This is a genomic window from Pseudomonas sp. VE 267-6A, from assembly GCF_024126555.1.
Classification (GTDB): Bacteria; Pseudomonadota; Gammaproteobacteria; order Pseudomonadales; family Pseudomonadaceae; genus Aquipseudomonas; species Aquipseudomonas palmensis.
Map to the genome: position 1 here is coordinate 31,368 of NZ_JAMYBY010000027.1, position 18,043 is coordinate 49,410.

16 protein-coding genes and 1 riboswitch are annotated in these 18,043 nt (G+C 63.3%); of the genes, 14 read left to right on the forward strand and 2 right to left on the reverse strand.

Annotation, left to right across the window (positions count from 1 at the left end; genetic code table 11):
- The first annotated feature begins 78 nt into the window (after nt 1-78).
- Nucleotides 79-1,638 carry a sigma-54-dependent phenylalanine hydroxylase transcriptional regulator PhhR gene (locus NJH59_RS24250; RefSeq protein WP_043860280.1) on the forward strand — a complete coding sequence of 520 codons (1,560 nt, stop codon included), beginning with the start codon at nt 79-81 and terminating at the stop codon, nt 1,636-1,638.
- A gap of 87 nt (nt 1,639-1,725) precedes the next feature.
- Here the strand turns inward: NJH59_RS24250 and NJH59_RS24255 are convergent, their stop codons facing one another.
- Nucleotides 1,726-1,986, reverse strand: coding sequence for a DUF2790 domain-containing protein (locus NJH59_RS24255; RefSeq protein WP_043860281.1), 261 nt, complete (start codon nt 1,984-1,986; stop codon nt 1,726-1,728).
- A 414-nt stretch (nt 1,987-2,400) separates the two neighbouring features.
- Here NJH59_RS24255 and acs point away from each other — a divergent pair, with 414 nt between their 5' ends.
- The 13 genes from acs (at nt 2,401) to astE (ending at nt 17,017) form a co-directional block, all read left to right on the forward strand.
- The gene (acs, locus tag NJH59_RS24260) at nt 2,401-4,362 is read left to right on the forward strand and encodes an acetate--CoA ligase (RefSeq protein WP_043860282.1); all 1,962 of its coding nucleotides are present in this window, start codon (nt 2,401-2,403) and stop codon (nt 4,360-4,362) included.
- A gap of 535 nt (nt 4,363-4,897) precedes the next feature.
- On the forward strand, nt 4,898-5,680 hold the full coding sequence (locus NJH59_RS24265; protein WP_043860283.1) for an ABC transporter substrate-binding protein: 783 nt from the start codon (nt 4,898-4,900) through the stop codon (nt 5,678-5,680).
- A gap of 90 nt (nt 5,681-5,770) precedes the next feature.
- The gene (locus tag NJH59_RS24270; protein ID WP_054916585.1) at nt 5,771-6,460 is read left to right on the forward strand and encodes an ABC transporter permease; all 690 of its coding nucleotides are present in this window, start codon (nt 5,771-5,773) and stop codon (nt 6,458-6,460) included.
- Nucleotides 6,457-7,155, forward strand: coding sequence for an ABC transporter permease (locus tag NJH59_RS24275; RefSeq protein ID WP_054916584.1), 699 nt, complete (start codon nt 6,457-6,459; stop codon nt 7,153-7,155). Before NJH59_RS24270 ends, NJH59_RS24275 begins: the two co-directional genes overlap by 4 nt.
- Nucleotides 7,156-7,220: 65 nt before the next feature.
- Entirely contained in the window at nt 7,221-7,985 is a 765-nt protein-coding gene (locus tag NJH59_RS24280; RefSeq protein WP_043860285.1) for an ABC transporter ATP-binding protein, read from the forward strand.
- Nucleotides 7,986-8,092: 107 nt separating this feature from the next.
- Complete coding sequence (gene argR, locus NJH59_RS24285) at nt 8,093-9,073, forward strand: transcriptional regulator ArgR (RefSeq protein ID WP_043860286.1); 981 nt, start codon at nt 8,093-8,095, stop codon at nt 9,071-9,073.
- A gap of 318 nt (nt 9,074-9,391) precedes the next feature.
- Nucleotides 9,392-10,612, forward strand: coding sequence for an aspartate aminotransferase family protein (locus tag NJH59_RS24290; protein ID WP_043860287.1), 1,221 nt, complete (start codon nt 9,392-9,394; stop codon nt 10,610-10,612).
- 128 nt (nt 10,613-10,740) lie between these two features.
- Nucleotides 10,741-11,760: an arginine/ornithine succinyltransferase subunit alpha gene (aruF, locus tag NJH59_RS24295; protein ID WP_043860288.1), complete on the forward strand. Its 1,020-nt coding sequence runs from the start codon at nt 10,741-10,743 to the stop codon at nt 11,758-11,760.
- A 62-nt stretch (nt 11,761-11,822) separates the two neighbouring features.
- Nucleotides 11,823-12,851, forward strand: coding sequence for an arginine N-succinyltransferase (gene astA, locus NJH59_RS24300; protein ID WP_043860289.1), 1,029 nt, complete (start codon nt 11,823-11,825; stop codon nt 12,849-12,851).
- A complete protein-coding gene (gene astD, locus NJH59_RS24305; RefSeq protein WP_253087413.1) occupies nt 12,848-14,314 on the forward strand; it encodes a succinylglutamate-semialdehyde dehydrogenase in 1,467 nt (488 codons plus the stop codon). The genes astA and astD overlap by 4 nt, the downstream gene beginning before the upstream one ends.
- A 25-nt stretch (nt 14,315-14,339) precedes the next feature.
- The gene (gene astB, locus NJH59_RS24310) at nt 14,340-15,689 is read left to right on the forward strand and encodes an N-succinylarginine dihydrolase (protein WP_253087409.1); all 1,350 of its coding nucleotides are present in this window, start codon (nt 14,340-14,342) and stop codon (nt 15,687-15,689) included.
- 14 nt (nt 15,690-15,703) lie between these two features.
- Nucleotides 15,704-15,994, forward strand: a complete 291-nt coding sequence (locus NJH59_RS24315; RefSeq protein WP_253087410.1) for a topoisomerase II — start codon at nt 15,704-15,706, stop codon at nt 15,992-15,994.
- 12 nt (nt 15,995-16,006) lie between these two features.
- Entirely contained in the window at nt 16,007-17,017 is a 1,011-nt protein-coding gene (gene astE / locus NJH59_RS24320; RefSeq protein WP_058540770.1) for a succinylglutamate desuccinylase, read from the forward strand.
- A gap of 89 nt (nt 17,018-17,106) precedes the next feature.
- On the opposite strand, the gene NJH59_RS24325 is transcribed toward astE, so the two are convergent.
- Nucleotides 17,107-17,613 (reverse strand): 6,7-dimethyl-8-ribityllumazine synthase, encoded by a 507-nt coding sequence (locus NJH59_RS24325; RefSeq protein WP_043860294.1) that lies wholly within the window; start codon nt 17,611-17,613, stop codon nt 17,107-17,109.
- A 93-nt stretch (nt 17,614-17,706) separates the two neighbouring features.
- Nucleotides 17,707-17,858: riboswitch (FMN riboswitch) on the reverse strand.
- Nucleotides 17,859-18,043: the final 185 nt, after the last annotated feature.

The window sequence follows — 18,043 nt, forward strand, 5'->3', positions numbered from 1 at the left end:
TTTTGTAACGTATTCTTTACGAGAATTCATGCCGTTGTGCAGATAGTTGGCCTCGTCTTCTTGTTTGTAGGACCTTTCATGCGTATCAAAGTGCACTGCCAGAACCGCATCGGTATCTTGCGCGACATGCTCAACCTGCTGGTCGAGTACGGGATCAACGTGGCCCGCGGCGAGGTGGGGGGCGAGCATGGCAATGCCATCTACCTGCACTGCCCGAACCTGATCAACCTGCAGTTCCAGGCGCTGCGCCCCAAGTTCGAAGCCATTACCGGTGTGTTCGGGGTCAAGCGCGTGGGCCTGATGCCCAGCGAGCGCCGGCACATGGAGCTCAATGCCTTGCTGGGTGCGCTGGATTTTCCCGTGCTGTCGATCGACATGGGGGGCTCGATCGTCGCGGCCAACCGTTCGGCGGCACAGTTGCTCGGGGTACGGGTGGACGAAGTGCCGGGCATTGCATTGTCGCGGTATGCCGAGGATTTCGACCTGCCGGAGTTGGTGCGGGCCAACAAGTCACGCATCAACGGCTTGCGGGTGAAGATCAAAGGCGATGTGTTCCTGGCCGATATCGCACCGCTGCAGTCCGAGCACGATGACAGCGAGGCGCTGGCAGGGGCCGTGCTGACCCTGCACCGGGCTGACCGCATCGGCGAACGCATCTACAACGTGCGCAAGCAGGAGCTGCGTGGGTTTGACAGCATTTTCCAGAGCTCCAGGGTGATGGCGGCGGTGGTGCGCGAGGCACGTCGCATGGCGCCGCTGGATGCGCCACTGCTGATCGAGGGCGAGACCGGTACCGGCAAGGAGCTGCTGGCCCGTGCCTGCCACCTGGCCAGTCCGCGTGGGCAGGCGCCGCTGATGGCGCTCAACTGTGCCGGGCTGCCCGAGTCGATGGCCGAGACCGAGCTGTTCGGCTACGGGCCGGGAGCGTTCGAAGGCGCCCGCGCCGAGGGCAAGCTTGGCCTGCTGGAACTGACCGCTGGCGGCACGCTGTTTCTCGACGGCGTGGGTGAGATGAGCCCGCGCCTGCAGGTGAAGCTGTTGCGCTTTCTGCAGGACGGTTGCTTTCGCCGGGTGGGCAGTGACGAGGAGGTGTACCTGGATGTGCGGGTGATCTGCGCGACCCAGGTGGACTTGTCGGAGTTGTGCGCCCGCGGCGAGTTTCGCCAGGACCTGTATCACCGCCTCAACGTGCTGTCGCTGCACATTCCACCGCTGCGCGAGTGCCTGGACGGCCTGGCGCCGCTGGTGGAGCATTTTCTCGACCAGGCCAGCCGTCAGATTGGCTGCCCGTTGCCGAGCCTGGCACCGGCGGCGATGGAGCGCCTGAGCCAATACCATTGGCCGGGCAACGTGCGGCAACTGGAGAACGTACTGTTCCAGGCGGTTTCATTGTGCGACGGCGGGGTGGTCAAGGCCGAGCACATTCGCCTGCCCGATTATGGCGCGCGCCAACCTTTGGGCGAGTTTTCCCTGGAAGGTGACTTGTCGCAAATAGTCGGTCGTTTCGAAAAAGCCGTACTTGAAAGTTTGCAGGGTGAATTCCCCAGTAGCAGAGCACTGGGTAAACGCCTGGGCGTTTCGCATACCACCATTGCCAACAAGTTGCGTGATTACGCAATCGGCAAAGTTGTGGAGTGACTTGAAAGGCGGGGAAGTTACTGTTTTCAGTGAGGGTGCGCCTCGTCGACACAAGGCCCGAGGCGCAACTACCGTCAGTGTGCTCTATCAGCCGTTGGAGCACCCGTTACCCATGACGCGGTATTCGAGAATGTGCTTCTGGCCTTGGGAGTCCTCGTAGGTCATGCGGGCCGGAACCACTTCGCAGACGTTCGGGACTTCGGTCATGGAAATGACTTTGGCGATGTCCAGATGTTGCGAGTAACTGTATTGTTCAACCGGAATCTGCTCGGCGGAAACATCTGCAACTTCAGCCGCCATGGCCGATGCGCAAAAACTACCGAGTGCCAATACCAGTAAAGCTTTCATCTTCAAGTTACCTGTCTAAGGTCGTAAGGGGTCACGCTGCGCTTGTGGCGCGGCGTGTGCAGCAAGTTGAAACTTTCAGGGTTATCGCGGGATTAACATGCCTTCGTGGGGGCTGTTACCAGTTAATTCGCGTTGCCGTTGCTGGCGAGGTGAATTCTAGGAGTGTGGCGGGCCCCGAAACAGAGCCCGTTTTGATAAACACTGTTGGCGGAAACTGTAACAATCAGTTGAAATTTCACCCCGGGATTTATTTTTCTATCTGTTGCTGCGCTGGAACGCCCGTGCCAGAGCGGTCGGCGCGCAGTGTTGGACCAAATGCAGGTCCCGTTACTACCAACGTCGAATGGCCCTTGGCGCTCTGGTACAGTTAAAACGAGGTCATACAAAAACAACTATTACACCGAGGTAACAAAGATGAGTGCGGCTCCCCTGTATCCCGTGCGTCCCGAGGTTGCGGCCAACACGCTGACCGACGAGGCGACCTACAAGGCCATGTACCAGCAGTCGGTGATCAACCCTGACGGCTTCTGGCGCGAGCAAGCTCAGCGCCTCGAGTGGATCAAGCCCTTCACCAAGGTCAAGCAGACCTCGTTCGACGACCACCATGTCGACATCAAGTGGTTTGCCGACGGCACTCTGAACGTTTCCTACAACTGCCTGGACCGTCACCTGGCCGAGCGTGGCGATCAGCTGGCGATCATCTGGGAAGGCGACGACCCTTCCGAGCACCGCAACATCACCTATCGCGAACTGCACGAGCAGGTCTGCAAGTTCGCCAACGCCCTGCGTGGCCAGGACGTGCACCGCGGCGACGTGGTGACCATCTACATGCCGATGATTCCCGAAGCCGTGGTCGCCATGCTGGCGTGCGCGCGTATCGGCGCGATCCACTCGGTGGTGTTCGGCGGCTTCTCGCCCGAGGCGCTGGCCGGGCGCATCATCGACTGCAAGTCCAAGGTCGTGATCACCGCCGACGAAGGGCTGCGTGGCGGGCGTCGTACCGCACTCAAGGCCAACGTCGACCTGGCGCTGACCAACCCGGAAACCGCCAGCGTGCAGAAGATCATCGTGTGCAAGCGCACCGGTGGCGACATTGCCTGGCACCAGCACCGCGACATCTGGTACGAAGACCTGATGAAAGTGGCTTCTGCCCACTGCGCGCCGAAAGAGATGGGCGCCGAAGAAGCGCTGTTCATCCTCTATACCTCCGGCTCCACCGGCAAGCCCAAGGGCGTGCTGCACACCACTGGCGGCTACCTGGTGTACGCCTCGCTGACCCATGAGCGCGTGTTCGACTATCGCCCTGGTGACGTGTACTGGTGCACCGCCGACGTGGGCTGGGTAACCGGTCACAGCTACATCGTCTATGGCCCGCTGGCCAACGGCGCCACCACCCTGCTGTTCGAAGGCGTGCCGAACTACCCGGACATCACCCGTGTGGCGAAGATCGTCGACAAGCACAAGGTCAACATCCTCTACACCGCGCCCACCGCCATTCGCGCGATGATGGCCGAAGGTCAGGCGGCCATGAAGGATGCCGACGGTTCGAGCCTGCGCCTGCTGGGCTCGGTGGGCGAGCCGATCAACCCTGAAGCCTGGAACTGGTACCACACCACCGTGGGCAAGGAGCGTTGCCCGATCGTCGACACCTGGTGGCAGACCGAGACCGGCGGCATCCTGATCAGCCCGCTGCCGGGCGCCACTGCGCTCAAGCCGGGCTCGGCCACCCGTCCGTTCTTCGGCGTGGTGCCGGCGCTGGTGGACAACCTGGGCAACCTGATCGACGGCGCCGCCGAGGGCAACCTGGTGATCCTCGATTCGTGGCCGGGCCAGTCGCGTTCGCTGTACGGCGATCACGACCGTTTCGTCGACACCTACTTCAAGACCTTCCGCGGCATGTACTTCACCGGTGACGGCGCGCGCCGCGACGAAGACGGCTACTACTGGATCACCGGCCGGGTCGACGACGTACTCAACGTCTCGGGCCACCGCATGGGGACCGCCGAGATCGAGAGCGCCATGGTTGCGCACCCGAAGGTCGCCGAGGCGGCGGTCGTCGGTGTGCCGCATGATCTGAAGGGGCAGGGCATCTATGTCTACGTCACGCTCAACGGTGGCGAGGAGCCGAGCGAAGCATTGCGTCTGGAGCTGAAGAACTGGGTGCGCAAGGAGATCGGGCCGATCGCCTCGCCAGACGTGATCCAGTGGGCGCCAGGGCTGCCTAAAACCCGCTCGGGCAAGATCATGCGCCGTATCCTGCGCAAGATCGCCACGGCCGAGTACGACGGCCTGGGCGATATCTCGACGCTGGCCGACCCGGGTGTGGTGCAGCACCTGATCGACACGCACAAGTCGATGAACCTGGCGTCGGCCTGAGTCATCGCCGGCAGGCCGGCCCGTGTAGGGGTCGGCCTGCCGGCGATAGGGCCGGTTGGCTGTCAGCACAAAGCCCCGCACTGCGGGGCTTTTTCATGCCTGTTACGCCGACTTTCATCGGTAACCTTTTCTGTCACCGGTTTCGCACACAAACGGGGCATTGGGAAACGCCGCCGCCCGATCCGGGCGCATCCACCACGCCAATTTTGCATGGGTGCCACGCTGCACTTGCCGGATTACAAGGCTTTGCCAATAATGGGCGCGGTTATTGCTTGATTGATAGGTTATTTGTCTCTCGCTTTTGCATATTCCGCGAAAGCTGTCAATATCTCCGGCCCTGACTTCCGGCGCTTCTGTAACTAGTTGTCGCATTGAAGAAATATCGGGTTCGGAGCTGTCGCTAAAATGCCAATCACTCGCTCGTGATGCCTCGACCCTGTTTCGTCGAGCCCTGCGCAGCTCGCGTTGTACCCATTCGCAACGTCGACGGCCAATCGGCCTGTCACGTATTGCCCTTTACCGATGGAGTTCCCAGATGAAGAAACTCGCACTGCTTGGCGCCCTGGCGCTGTCCGTGTTTTCCCTGGCATCGCTGGCTGATGAAAAACCACTGAAGATCGGCATCGAGGCCGCCTACCCACCGTTCGCTTCCAAGGCGCCGGACGGCAGCATCGTGGGCTTCGACTACGACATCGGCAACGCGCTGTGTGCAGAGATGAAGGTCAAGTGCGTTTGGGTCGAGCAGGAATTCGACGGCCTGATCCCGGCGCTGAAGGTGCGCAAGATCGACGCCATCCTGTCGTCCATGTCGATCACCGATGATCGCAAGAAGTCCGTGGACTTCACCAAGCGCTACTACCTCACGCCGGCCCGCCTGGTGATGAAGGACGGTACCACCGTCAGCGACAGCCTGGACGAACTCAAGGGCAAGAAGATCGGCGTTCAGCGTGGCTCGATCCACGACCGTTTCGCCAAGGAAGTGCTGGCCCCCAAAGGCGCCACCATCGTTCCCTACGGCACCCAGAACGAAATCTACCTGGACGTTGCCGCCGGTCGTCTGGATGGCACCGTGGCCGATGCGACCCTGCTCGAAGACGGTTTCCTCAAGACCGACGCCGGCAAGGGCTATGCATTCGTAGGCCCGTCCTTCACCGACGCCAAGTACTTCGGTGACGGTATCGGTATCGCCGTGCGCAAGGGCGACGCCCTGAAGGACAAGATCAACACCGCCATCGACGGCATCCGTGCCAATGGCGAGTACAAGAAGATCCAGGACAAGTATTTCAACTTCGACATCTACGGCCCTGACGCGCAGTAATCCGTCGACGTTTCACCTGTTCAATGGTGCAAGCAGCAGAAGCGCTGAGGTTTGCACCATTTTTTCATCCCTAAGGTCGAGGACCTCAACATGTTGAAAGGCTACGGGGCAGTCATCCTCGATGGAGCATGGCTGACGCTACAGCTCGCCTTGTCGTCCATGGCCCTGGCCATCGTACTGGGCCTGATCGGCGTGGCGCTGCGGCTGTCGCCGGTGCGCTGGCTGGCCTGGCTGGGCGACCTGTACGCCACGGTGATCCGCGGGATCCCCGACCTGGTGCTGATCCTGCTGATCTTCTACGGCGGTCAGGACCTGCTCAACCGCGTCGCACCCTTGCTCGGTTTCGACGATTACATCGACCTCAATCCGCTGATGGCGGGTATCGGTACCCTGGGCTTCATCTTTGGTGCATACCTGTCCGAAACCTTCCGCGGCGCTTTCATGGCCATCCCCAAGGGGCAGGCCGAAGCCGGCATGGCCTATGGCATGAGCGGCCTGCAGATCTTCTTCCGGGTGCTGGTGCCGCAGATGATTCGCCTGGCGATCCCTGGCTTCACCAACAACTGGCTGGTACTGACCAAGGCCACCGCACTGATTTCGGTGGTGGGCCTGCAAGACATGATGTTCAAGGCCAAGCAGGCGGCGGACGCGACCCGCGAGCCGTTCACGTTCTTCCTGGCGGTCGCGGCGTTGTACCTGGTGATCACCAGCGTCTCGTTGCTGGCCCTGCGTTACCTCGAGAAACGCTACTCGGTTGGCGTAAAGGCGGCTGATCTATGATTTTCGATTACAACGTCATCTGGGAAGCCATGCCGCTGTACCTGAGCGGCATGCTGACCACGCTCAAGCTGCTGGCGCTGTCGTTGCTGTTCGGCCTGCTGGTGGCAGTGCCGCTGGGCCTGATGCGGGTGTCCAAGCAGCCGCTGGTGAACATGAGCGCCTGGCTCTACACCTACGTGATTCGTGGCACGCCGATGCTGGTGCAGCTGTTTCTGATCTATTACGGGCTGGCCCAGTTCGAGGCGGTGCGCGAGAGCTTCCTGTGGCCGTGGCTGTCCAGTGCGACCTTCTGTGCGTGCCTGGCCTTTGCCATCAATACCAGTGCCTACACCGCCGAAATCATCGCCGGCAGCCTCAAGGCCACGCCCCACGGCGAGATCGAAGCGGCCAAGGCGATGGGCATGTCGCGGGTCAAGATGTACCGCCGCATCCTGCTGCCCTCGGCCCTGCGCCGGGCGCTGCCGCAGTACAGCAATGAAGTGATCATGATGCTGCAGACCACCAGCCTGGCGTCGATCGTGACCTTGATCGACATCACCGGTGCGGCGCGCACGGTCAATGCCCAGTACTACCTGCCGTTCGAGGCGTACATCACCGCCGGTGTGTTCTACCTGTGCCTGACCTTCATTCTGGTGCGCCTGTTCAAGCTGGCTGAACGCCGCTGGCTCGGCTACCTGGCGCCGCGCAAGGGCTGAGCCCGGCGGCAACTTTTTCGCCCCGGGCGCAGGCCCGGGACTGACGCTTTGTGAGAACCGACAGCATGTACAAACTCGAAGTCCAAGACCTGCACAAACGCTATGGCAGTCACGAAGTGCTCAAGGGTGTGTCCCTGGCGGCCAAGGCGGGCGATGTGATCAGCATCATCGGCTCCAGCGGCTCGGGCAAGAGCACCTTCCTGCGCTGCATCAACCTGCTCGAGCAGCCGCATGCCGGCAAGATCCTGCTCAACAACGAAGAGTTGAAGCTGGTGGCGAACAAGGACGGCGCGCTGAAGGCGGCCGACCCCAAGCAGTTGCAGCGCATGCGCTCGCGTCTGTCGATGGTGTTCCAGCACTTCAACCTGTGGTCGCACATGACTGCGCTGGAGAACATCATCGAGGCACCGGTGCACGTGCTGGGCATGAGCCGCAAGGACGCGCTGGAAAAGGCCGAGCACTACCTGGCCAAGGTCGGTGTGTCCCATCGCAAGGATGCCTACCCGGGCCATATGTCCGGTGGTGAGCAGCAGCGTGTGGCGATCGCCCGTGCACTGGCGATGGAGCCTGAAGTGATGCTGTTCGACGAGCCGACCTCGGCGCTGGACCCGGAGCTGGTGGGCGATGTGCTCAAGGTGATGCAGGCGCTGGCCCAGGAAGGCCGCACCATGGTGGTGGTGACCCACGAGATGGGCTTCGCCCGCGAGGTGTCCAACCAGCTGGTGTTCCTGCACAAAGGTGTGGTCGAAGAGAGCGGCAACCCGCGTGAAGTGCTGGTCAACCCGCAGTCCGAGCGGTTGCAGCAGTTCCTGTCCGGCAGCCTGAAGTAATCGACCGTGCTACAGTTCGAGGCTGCCGCTTTGCACCAGAATAGGGCATGCTGCGCCTCGATCGAGGCTTTTCTCCCAGACTCCTCTCAGGTTTCGGACCTTACCCAATGACCACCCAGCGAATCGGTTTTCTCCTCTGGCCCAGCACCAAGGCCTTGACCCTGGCGCTGGCCGAAGAGGTCTTGCGGGTGGCCCAGAAGGTGCACCCCGAAGTGGTCTACGAGTTGCTGTTCCTGCAGGCCGAACCTGCGCCGGAGGGCGCCTGGCGCTTGCCCGGCGAAGCCTGGGTGGGGCGGCTGGAAGGTTGCCAGAAGCTGTTTCTGCTGGCCGATGAGCCGCCGCAGGCGGTAGGCGCGGCGCTGGGCAGCGCGCTCAAGCAACTGGTGCGCTCGGGGTGCGTGGTGGGTGGTCTATCGGCAGGTGTGTATCCGCTGGCCCAGCTGGGCCTGCTGGATGGTTATCGCGCCGCAGTGCACTGGCGCTGGCAGGATGACTTCGCCGAGCGCTTCCCCAAGGTCATCGCCACCAGCCACCTGTTCGACTGGGATCGCGATCGGCTGACCGCCTGTGGTGGCATGTCGGTACTGGACCTGCTGCTGGCCGTGCTGGCCCGTGACCATGGCGCCGAGCTTGCCGGTGCGGTTTCCGAAGAGCTGGTGGTCGAGCGCATTCGCGAGGGGGGCGAGCGTCAGCGCATCCCGCTGCAGAATCGCCTGGGCTCCAGCCATCCGAAGCTGACCCAGGCGGTGCTGCTGATGGAGGCCAACATCGAGGAGCCGTTGACCACCGACGAGATTGCCCAGCATGTGTGCGTATCGCGCCGGCAGCTGGAGCGGATCTTCAAGCAGTACCTCAATCGGGTGCCCAGCCAGTATTACCTGGAGCTGCGCTTGAACAAGGCGCGCCAGATGCTGATGCAGACCAGCAAGTCGATCATCCAGATCGGCCTGTCGTGCGGGTTCTCGTCGGGGCCGCATTTTTCCAGCGCGTACCGCAACTTCTTTGGCGCAACGCCACGCGAAGACCGCAACCAGCGCCGCAGCAACAGCCCGTTCGAGTTGTCGTCGGCGCCTGCCGAGCGCGGCTGATTCGGTAGCGCAGCGCGACCTTCGGCGGCAAACCAGCGCCCGCAGCTTCGAAGGGTGCTGCACAGGCCCGAGGGCGCTGGCTTGCCAGCGAAGCAGCCCCCGCAAATCCGTGCGTGACACAATCTCCCCGCCAGCACCGCGCACCGTTTAAACTGCGCCTTTGCGACCCTATTTGTCGCATTGCCGAAAGCCTTGGCAAAACAGGGTTTGGCGCTATAAGAAGTTGTCGCTTGGCGGCAAGGCCGGGCGTTCATCAGTCCTTACAATCCCCCCATCGCTCGCCAGTTCCAGGCAGGCGTTCCTCTTCAGGAGACTCCGATGTCCGTTGAGCAAGCTCCGGTGCAACGCGCCGATTTCGACCAGGTAATGGTCCCCAACTATGCGCCGGCCGCTTTCATCCCCGTGCGTGGCCAGGGCTCCCGTGTATGGGACCAGGCGGGGCGCGAGCTGATCGATTTCGCTGGCGGCATCGCCGTAAACGTCCTGGGGCACGCCCACCCGGCACTGGTCGGTGCGCTGACCGAGCAGGCCAACAAGCTGTGGCACGTGTCCAACGTGTTCACCAACGAGCCAGCCCTGCGCCTGGCCCACAAGCTGGTCGACGCCACCTTTGCCGAGCGTGCGTTCTTCTGCAACTCCGGCGCCGAGGCCAACGAGGCCGCCTTCAAGCTGGCCCGTCGTGTCGCCCACGACCGCTTCGGCCCTGAAAAGCACGAGATCATCGCTACCGTGAACAGCTTCCACGGTCGCACCCTGTTCACCGTGAGCGTCGGTGGCCAGCCCAAGTACTCCGACGGCTTCGGCCCTAAGATCACCGGCATCAGCCATGTGCCGTACAACGACCTCGAAGCGCTCAAGGCGCAGATCAGCGACAAGACCTGCGCGGTGGTGATCGAGCCGATCCAGGGCGAGAGCGGCGTGGTGCCGGCCGACAAGGCCTATCTGCAAGGCGCGCGCGAGCTGTGCGACAAGCACAACGCACTGCTGATCTTCGACGAAGTGCAGACCGGCGTCGGCCGTACCGGCGAGCTTTTCGCCTACATGCACTACGGCGTGACCCCCGACATCCTGACCAGCGCCAAGAGCCTGGGCGGCGGCTTCCCGATTGCCGCGATGCTGACCACCGAAGCGCTGGCCAAGCACCTGGCCGTGGGCACCCACGGCACCACCTATGGCGGCAACCCGTTGGGCTGCGCCGTGGCCTCTGCGGTGCTGGATGTGGTCAACACCCCCGAAGTGCTGGCGGGCGTCAAGGCCAAGCACGAGCGCTTCAAGGCGCGCCTGGAGAAGATCGGCCAGCAGTACGGCCTGTTCACCCAGGTCCGCGGCCTGGGCCTGCTGATCGGTTGCGTGTTGTCCGATGCCTGGAAGGGCAAGGCCAAGGACGTGTTCAATGCTGCCGAGAAAGAAGGCCTGATGGTTTTGCAGGCCGGCCCGGACGTGGTGCGTTTCGCCCCCAGCCTGGTGGTGGAAGATGCCGACATCGATGAAGGCCTGGACCGCTTCGAACGCGCTGCCGCTGCACTGACCAAGGCCTGATACCGGCCTGCGGTCCTTCGCTGGCCCCGGTGGCCAGCGAACCGATTCTGGTGGCCCGTGCCCGTGGCACGTGCCGCTTCTTCTGCGCCGGCAGCTGTCGGCCCGATTTTCCCTAAAGGAGTGACACCATGCTGGTGATGCGCCCCGCGCAAATGGCTGACCTGGGTGAAGTGCAGCGTCTGGCCGCGGACAGTCCCATCGGTGTCACGTCCCTGCCGGATGATGCCGGTCGCCTGGGCGACAAGATCGCCGCGTCCGAAACCTCCTTTGCCGCCGAAGTCAGCTTCAATGGCGAGGAGAGCTACTTCTTCGTGCTCGAAGACAGCGAGACCGGCAAGCTGGTCGGCTGTTCGGCCATCGTGGCCTCGGCCGGCTATTCCGAGCCGTTCTACAGTTTTCGCAACGAGACCTTCGTGCACGCCTCGCGCGAGCTGAAGATCCACAACAAGATCCATGTGCTGTCGCAGTGTCACGACCTGACCGGCAACAGCCTGCTGACCAGCTTCTACGTGCTGCCCGAACTGGTGGGCACCGGCTGGGCCGAGCTCAATTCCCGCGGCCGGCTGCTGTTCATGGCAGCGCACCCGGAGCGGTTTGCCGATTCGGTGGTGACCGAGATCGTCGGCTACAGCGACGAGCACGGCGACTCGCCGTTCTGGGATGCCATCGGGCGCAACTTCTTCGACCTCAACTACGCTGCCGCCGAGCGCCTGTGCGGGCTCAAGAGCCGCACCTTCCTTGCCGAGCTGATGCCGCATTACCCCATCTATGTGCCCCTGCTGCCGGATGCCGCGCAGGAGGCCATGGGCCAGGTGCACCCGCGCGCGCAGATCACCTTCGACATCCTGATGCGCGAAGGCTTCGAGACCGATCACTACATCGACATCTTCGACGGTGGGCCGACCCTGCATGCGCGGGTGTCCGGCATCCGCTCCATCGCCCAGAGCCGGCTGGTGCCGGTCAAGCTGCAGGAGCAGGCCGTCAAGGGTGGGCGCCCGTACCTGGTATCCAACGGCCAGTTGCAGGATTACCGCGCCGTGATGCTGGAGCTGGACTGGGCCCCTGGCAAACCGGTGCAGCTGGACCTGGCCGCCGCCGAGGCGCTGGGAGTGGGTGAGGGCGCCAGCGTGCGCCTGGTCGCGGTCTGATTGCCTGGCTACCCCAGGTCGAGTTTCGCAGGGGCCAGCAGGCACCTGCCCGAGGAGATAGCATGATTGTTCGTCCCGTACGCAGCAGCGACCTACCGGCGCTGATCGAGCTGGCGCGCAGCACCGGCACCACCGGCCTGACCACTCTGCCGGCCAACGAAGAGCGCCTGGCCCACCGGGTGGGCTGGGCCGAGAAGACCTTCCGCGGCGAAGCCGAGCGTGGCGATGCCGACTACCTGTTCGTGCTCGAGAACGACGAAGGCGAAGTGGTGGGCATTTCGGCCATCGCCGGTGCCGTTGGGCTGCGTGAACCCTGGTACAACTACCGGGTGGGCCTGACCGTCAGCGCGTCCCAGGAACTGGACATCTACCGCGAGATCCCCACGCTGTTTCTGGCCAACGACCTGACCGGCAACTCCGAGTTGTGCTCCCTGTTTCTGCGCAGCGACTACCGCAGTGGCCTCAATGGTCGCCTGCTGGCCAAGGCTCGCCTGCTGTTCATCGCCGAATTCAGCGAACTGTTCGGCAACAAGATCATTGCCGAAATGCGCGGCATGTCCGACGAGCAGGGCCGTTCGCCCTTCTGGGAGAGCCTGGGCCGACACTTCTTCAAGATGGAGTTCAGCCAGGCCGACTACCTGACCGGGGTCGGCAACAAGGCGTTCATCGCCGAGCTGATGCCCAAGTTTCCGCTGTACACCTGCTTTCTGTCCGAGGCGGCGCGCAATGTGATCGGGCGCGTGCACACCGATACCGAACCGGCGCTGGCCATGCTGCAGAGCGAAGGCTTCAGCTATCAGGGCTACGTCGACATCTTCGACGCGGGCCCGGCGGTCGAGTGCCAGACCAGCAAGATTCGCGCGGTGCACGACAGCCAGGCCCTGGTGCTGGCGATCGGCACGCCGGGCGACGATGCCACCCCATTCATCATCCACAACCGCAAGCGCGAGGACTGCCGTATCACCGCAGCGCCCGCGCGCTTGGCTGCGGGCACCCTGGTGGTCGACCCGCTGACGGCCAAGCGCCTGCGCCTGAGCGCCGGTGACCAGGTACGTGCGGTGCCACTGTCCGCAGCACGGGAGGCCAAATAATGACCACGCACTACATTGCCGGTACATGGCAGGCCGGCCAGGGCGAGGCCCTGCAGTCGCTGAACCCGGTCAGCCAACAGGTGATCTGGCAGGGCCAGGGCGCCGACGCGGGGCAGGTCGAGGCCGCGGTACAGGCTGCGCGTCAAGCCTTTGCTGGCTGGGCTCGCCAGCCGCTGGAGGCGCGTATCAGTGTGCTCGAAGCCTTTGCCGCGAGCCTCAATGCCCACGCCGATGAACTGGCCCGCTGCATCGGCGAAGAAACCGGCAAGCCGCTGTGGGAGGCCACCACCGAAGTGACCAGCATGGTCAACAAGGTGGCCATTTCGGTGCAGAGCTACCGCGAACGTACCGGCGAGAAGAGCGGCCCGCTGGCTGACGCCACGGCGGTACTGCGGCACAAGCCCCACGGTGTGGTGGCGGTGTTCGGCCCGTACAACTTCCCGGGCCACCTGCCCAACGGGCATATCGTGCCGGCGCTGCTGGCCGGTAACAGCGTGGTGTTCAAGCCCAGCGAGCTCACGCCGAAAGTGGCCGAGCTGACGCTCAGGTGCTGGATCGAGGCCGGGCTGCCGGCTGGCGTGCTCAACCTGGTGCAGGGGGCGCGGGAAACCGGGGTGGCCCTGGCGGCCAACCCCGGCATCGACGGCCTGTTCTTCACCGGCTCCAGCCGCACCGGCAACCTGCTGCACCAGCAGTTTTCGGGGCGCCCCGACAAGATCCTGGCCCTGGAGATGGGGGGCAACAACCCCCTGGTGGTCGACCAGGTGCAGGACCTGGACGCTGCGGTATACACCATCATTCAGTCGGCCTTCATTTCCGCCGGCCAGCGCTGCACCTGTGCACGCCGCCTGCTGGTACCCCAAGGCGAATGGGGCGACACCCTGCTGGCGCGGCTGGTGGCCGTCAGCCGGAACATTTCGGTGGGCGCGTTCGATCAGCAGCCGGCGCCGTTCATGGGCTCGGTGATCTCCCTGGGGGCAGCCCGCGCGCTGCTCGATGCCCAGGCCCAGTTGCTGGCCAGCGGCGCACAGTCGCTGCTGCCGATGACCCAGCCACAGGCCGATGCGGCGTTGCTGACCCCGGGCATCATCGACGTGACCTCGGTGGCCGAGCGCCCGGACGAGGAGTTCTTCGGGCCGCTGCTGCAGGTTATCCGCTACAGCGATTTCGATGCCGCGATCCGCGAAGCCAACAACACCCAGTACGGCCTGGCCGCAGGGCTGTTGTCCGATTCCGAGGCGCGCTACCAGCAGTTCTGGCTGGAAAGCCGCGCCGGTATCGTCAACTGGAACAAGCAACTGACCGGTGCCGCCAGCAGCGCACCGTTCGGTGGTGTCGGGGCCAGTGGCAACCATCGGGCGAGCGCCTATTACGCGGCCGACTACTGCGCCTACCCGGTGGCGTCGCTGGAGGCATCCAGCCTTGTGCTGCCCGCCACGCTGACGCCCGGCGTCACCCTATAACAACAGCTTCACGGAGCCTTAGCCGATGAAATCATTTGAAGTGAATTTTGATGGCCTGGTGGGGCCGACGCACAACTACGGCGGGCTGTCCTACGGCAACGTTGCTTCGCAGAGCAACAGCCAGCAGGCATCCAACCCGCGTGAAGCGGCGCGCCAGGGCCTGGCGAAGATGAAGGCGCTGATGGAGATGGGCTTTGTGCAGGGCGTACTGGCCCCGCAGGAGCGTCCGGATGTGGCTGCGCTGCGTCGCCTGGGCTTTGGCGGCAGCGATGCGCAGGTCATCGAGCGGGCGGCCAGGGAGGCGATGCCGTTGCTGGTCGCCAGTTGCTCTGCGTCCAGCATGTGGGTGGCCAACGCCGCCACGGTCAGCCCGAGCGCCGATACGGCCGATGGACGCGTGCACTTCACGGCGGCCAACCTGAACTGCAAGTACCACCGCAGTATCGAGCACCCGACCACCAGTCGTGTGCTGGGCGCGATGTTCGCCAATGCGCAGCACTTTGCCCACCATGCCGCGTTGCCGGCGGTGGCGCAGTTCGGTGACGAAGGTGCTGCCAACCACACGCGCTTCTGCCGTGCCTATGGCGAACCGGGCGTGGAGTTCTTCGTGTTCGGGCGCAGTGCGTTCGATGCGCGCTACCCGGCGCCGCACAAATACCCGGCCCGCCAGACCCTGGAGGCTTCCCAGGCGGTTGCCCGGCTGCATGGCCTGAGTGCCGACGGCGTGGTCTATGCTCAGCAGAACCCTGCCGTGATCGACCAGGGCGTGTTTCACAACGATGTGATCGCGGTGGGCAACGGCGAGGTGCTGTTCTATCACGAGGACGCCTTCCTCGACACCGAAGCGGTGCTGGCCGAGCTGCAGGCTAAACTGGCCGGATGTGGCGGCAAGTTCAAGGCCATCTGCGTGCCGCGGGCCCAGGTGACGGTCGAGGACGCCGTGCGTTCGTATCTGTTCAACAGTCAGTTGCTGTCCCGTGAAGACGGTTCGATGCTGCTGATCGTGCCGGAGGAATGCCGCAACAACGAGCGGGTCTGGGCCTATCTGTCGGCCTTGACCGGCCAGGGCGGGCCGGTGACCGAGGTCAAGGTCTTCGACCTCAAGCAGAGCATGCAGAATGGCGGCGGCCCCGCGTGCCTGCGTTTGCGCGTGGCGCTCAACGAAACGGAACTGGCGGCCGTCAACCCAGGGGTTATCATGACCGCGCCGCTGTACGACACCCTGACCCAATGGGTCGACAGGCACTACCGCGACAGCCTGAGCGAACGCGACCTGGCTGACCCGCAGCTGTTGCTGGAATGTCGTACGGCACTGGATGAGCTGACCCAGATCCTCAAGCTGGGTTCGGTGTATCCGTTCCAACTCCAACCTTGAAAGAGAACTCGATTATGTCCGACGCCCTGCAGCTGATCCTCGAAGATGAAGATGGCACCCAGCTGGAAACTCCCTGCACCCGTTTTGCCGTGCTGTGGCAAGGCAAGGAAGTGTGGATTCAGCAGGATGGCCGCGGCCAGCTGCTGATCGGTGTCGATGTTGAAGAAGGCGACGCCGAGTATGCCAACCTGCTGCTGCGCCCGCTGGCCACCAACCTGGTGAGCCTGCAGCTGGAAATGGAGCCGGCCGATGCTGGCGAAGATGACGACCACGTCCATGGCCCCGATTGCGGGCATCACCACTAAGGAACACCGCCCATGCTCGCCCTCGGCAAACTGCTTGAACTGACCCTTGCCGGTCGTGAACCGGCAGAGAAGACCCAGCTGACTGTCGAAGGCGTGCGCATGCGCTGGCTCGACGAGGGGGCGCTTGAAGTGACCCCGCCCGAGGGGCGTGACGATGGCATGGACCTGCTGCTGTCTGCGGGTATTCATGGCAACGAGACTGCACCGATCGAGTTGCTCGACGAACTCCTGCATGGCATTGCCAGGGGGGAGATCAAGCCGCGGGCGCGTGTGCTGTTCCTGTTCGGCAACCCCGAGGCGATGCGCACGGGCGCGCGGTATATCGAGCACGACGTCAACCGTCTGTTCAACCGGCGTCATGAGCAGTCCAGTGGTGTCGAGGCATTGCGTGCCTGTGCGCTGGAGCGTCTGGCAACGGCCTTTTTTTTCTATAAAGAGGGCCGTACCCGCCTGCACTATGACCTGCACACCGCCATTCGCGGCTCCAAGATCGAGCAGTTTGCGCTGTATCCCTACAAGGAAGGCCGTCAGCACTCGCGTCGAGAACTTGCTCGCTTGCGCGCCGCTGGCATGCAGGCTGTGCTGCTGCAGAGCAAGCCTTCGATCACCTTTACCGCATTCACCTACGAAACCCTGGGGGCCGAAGCGTTCACCCTCGAGCTGGGCAAGGCGCGGCCGTTCGGCCAGAACGGCGAGATCAAGCTCGGCAAGCTCGAAGCGCGGCTCAGGGCGATCATCGAGGGTAACGAGCCGGCTGAAGATGAAGGGATCGGCGGGCTGCAACTGTTCAGCGTCGCGCGCGAGATCATCAAGCACAGCGACAGCTTCCACCTGCACCTGCCGGCGGATATCGAGAACTTTTCCGAGCTTTCCAGAGGGTATCTGCTGGCCGAGGACCTGGCCGAGACGCGCTGGGTTGTCGAGGAGGAGGGCGCGCGGATCATTTTCCCGAACCCCAAGGTGAAGAACGGGCTGCGTGCGGGGATGCTGATCGTGCCTGCGTCGGATGAGCAGTTGGTCTGAAGATGAAACACCTTCGCCGGCAAGGCCGGCTGCTACAGGTGTCGCGCATCCCGTAGCAGCCGGCTCTGCCGGCGAAAGGGGCAGTGCAATCAGCCCGCCATCTTCTGCGGTACTTCATTGCGGCGCAGCGAGCGCAGCTTGAGCAGGGTGTCGGCGCAGGTCACTGCCGCTTCGGCGCCCTTGTGCACGAAGTGATCGAAGAAGAACTTCTGGTGCTCGTCGCCGGCATGGAAGTGATGAGGGGTCAGTACCACCGAGAACACCGGCACTTCGGTTTCCAGCTGCACCTGCATCAGGCCGCTGATCACCGACTGGGCGACGAACTCATGGCGGTACAGGCCGCCGTCCACCACCAGGCCTGCAGCCACGATGCCGGCGTAACGGCCGCTGCGGGCCAGCAGCTTGGCGTGCAGCGGGATTTCGAAGGCACCGCCGACTTCATAGAAGTCGATATCGCTCAGCTGATAGCCTTGCTTGGCCATCTCTTCGACGAAACCCTTGCGGCTCTGGTCAACAATATCCTTGTGCCAGCAGGCCTGGACGAAGGCGATGCGATCGTTGTGATGGCCTTTGCTGTCGATTGGGGTAGCTTGCATTGAAACGAACTCCTGTTTGTATGAGAAACAGGGCAGTGGATCGAAGGGGATTGTCGTTGCGCAGATGTGCAGACGCAGGCACTCGCGTGCCTATCCCGCTCTCTCTTTATCCGGACTATGACCGTCGGCCCCGGAATCACACCGGGTCTGCTGACCTTGCAGGGTTGCCTGCAAGCGCTCGCGGGCTATGCGCAATGGGCGCAATTACCGCCGGTGGGGAATTGCACCCCGCCCTGAGAACGTGCCGCCAGTGGCTGGCGACGCACACGTTGTAGCATAGATGTCGGCAGAACGTATAGCCTGCTAAGCAAACCGCGCCGGATGAAGGTCATTTCATCCTCAAATGGCGGTTGGCGATGTATAAACTCACTGCACCTCGTGTTAAGGCTCGATATAATGCGGCCCTTTGCCGTCGTTTCGTCAATTTGAC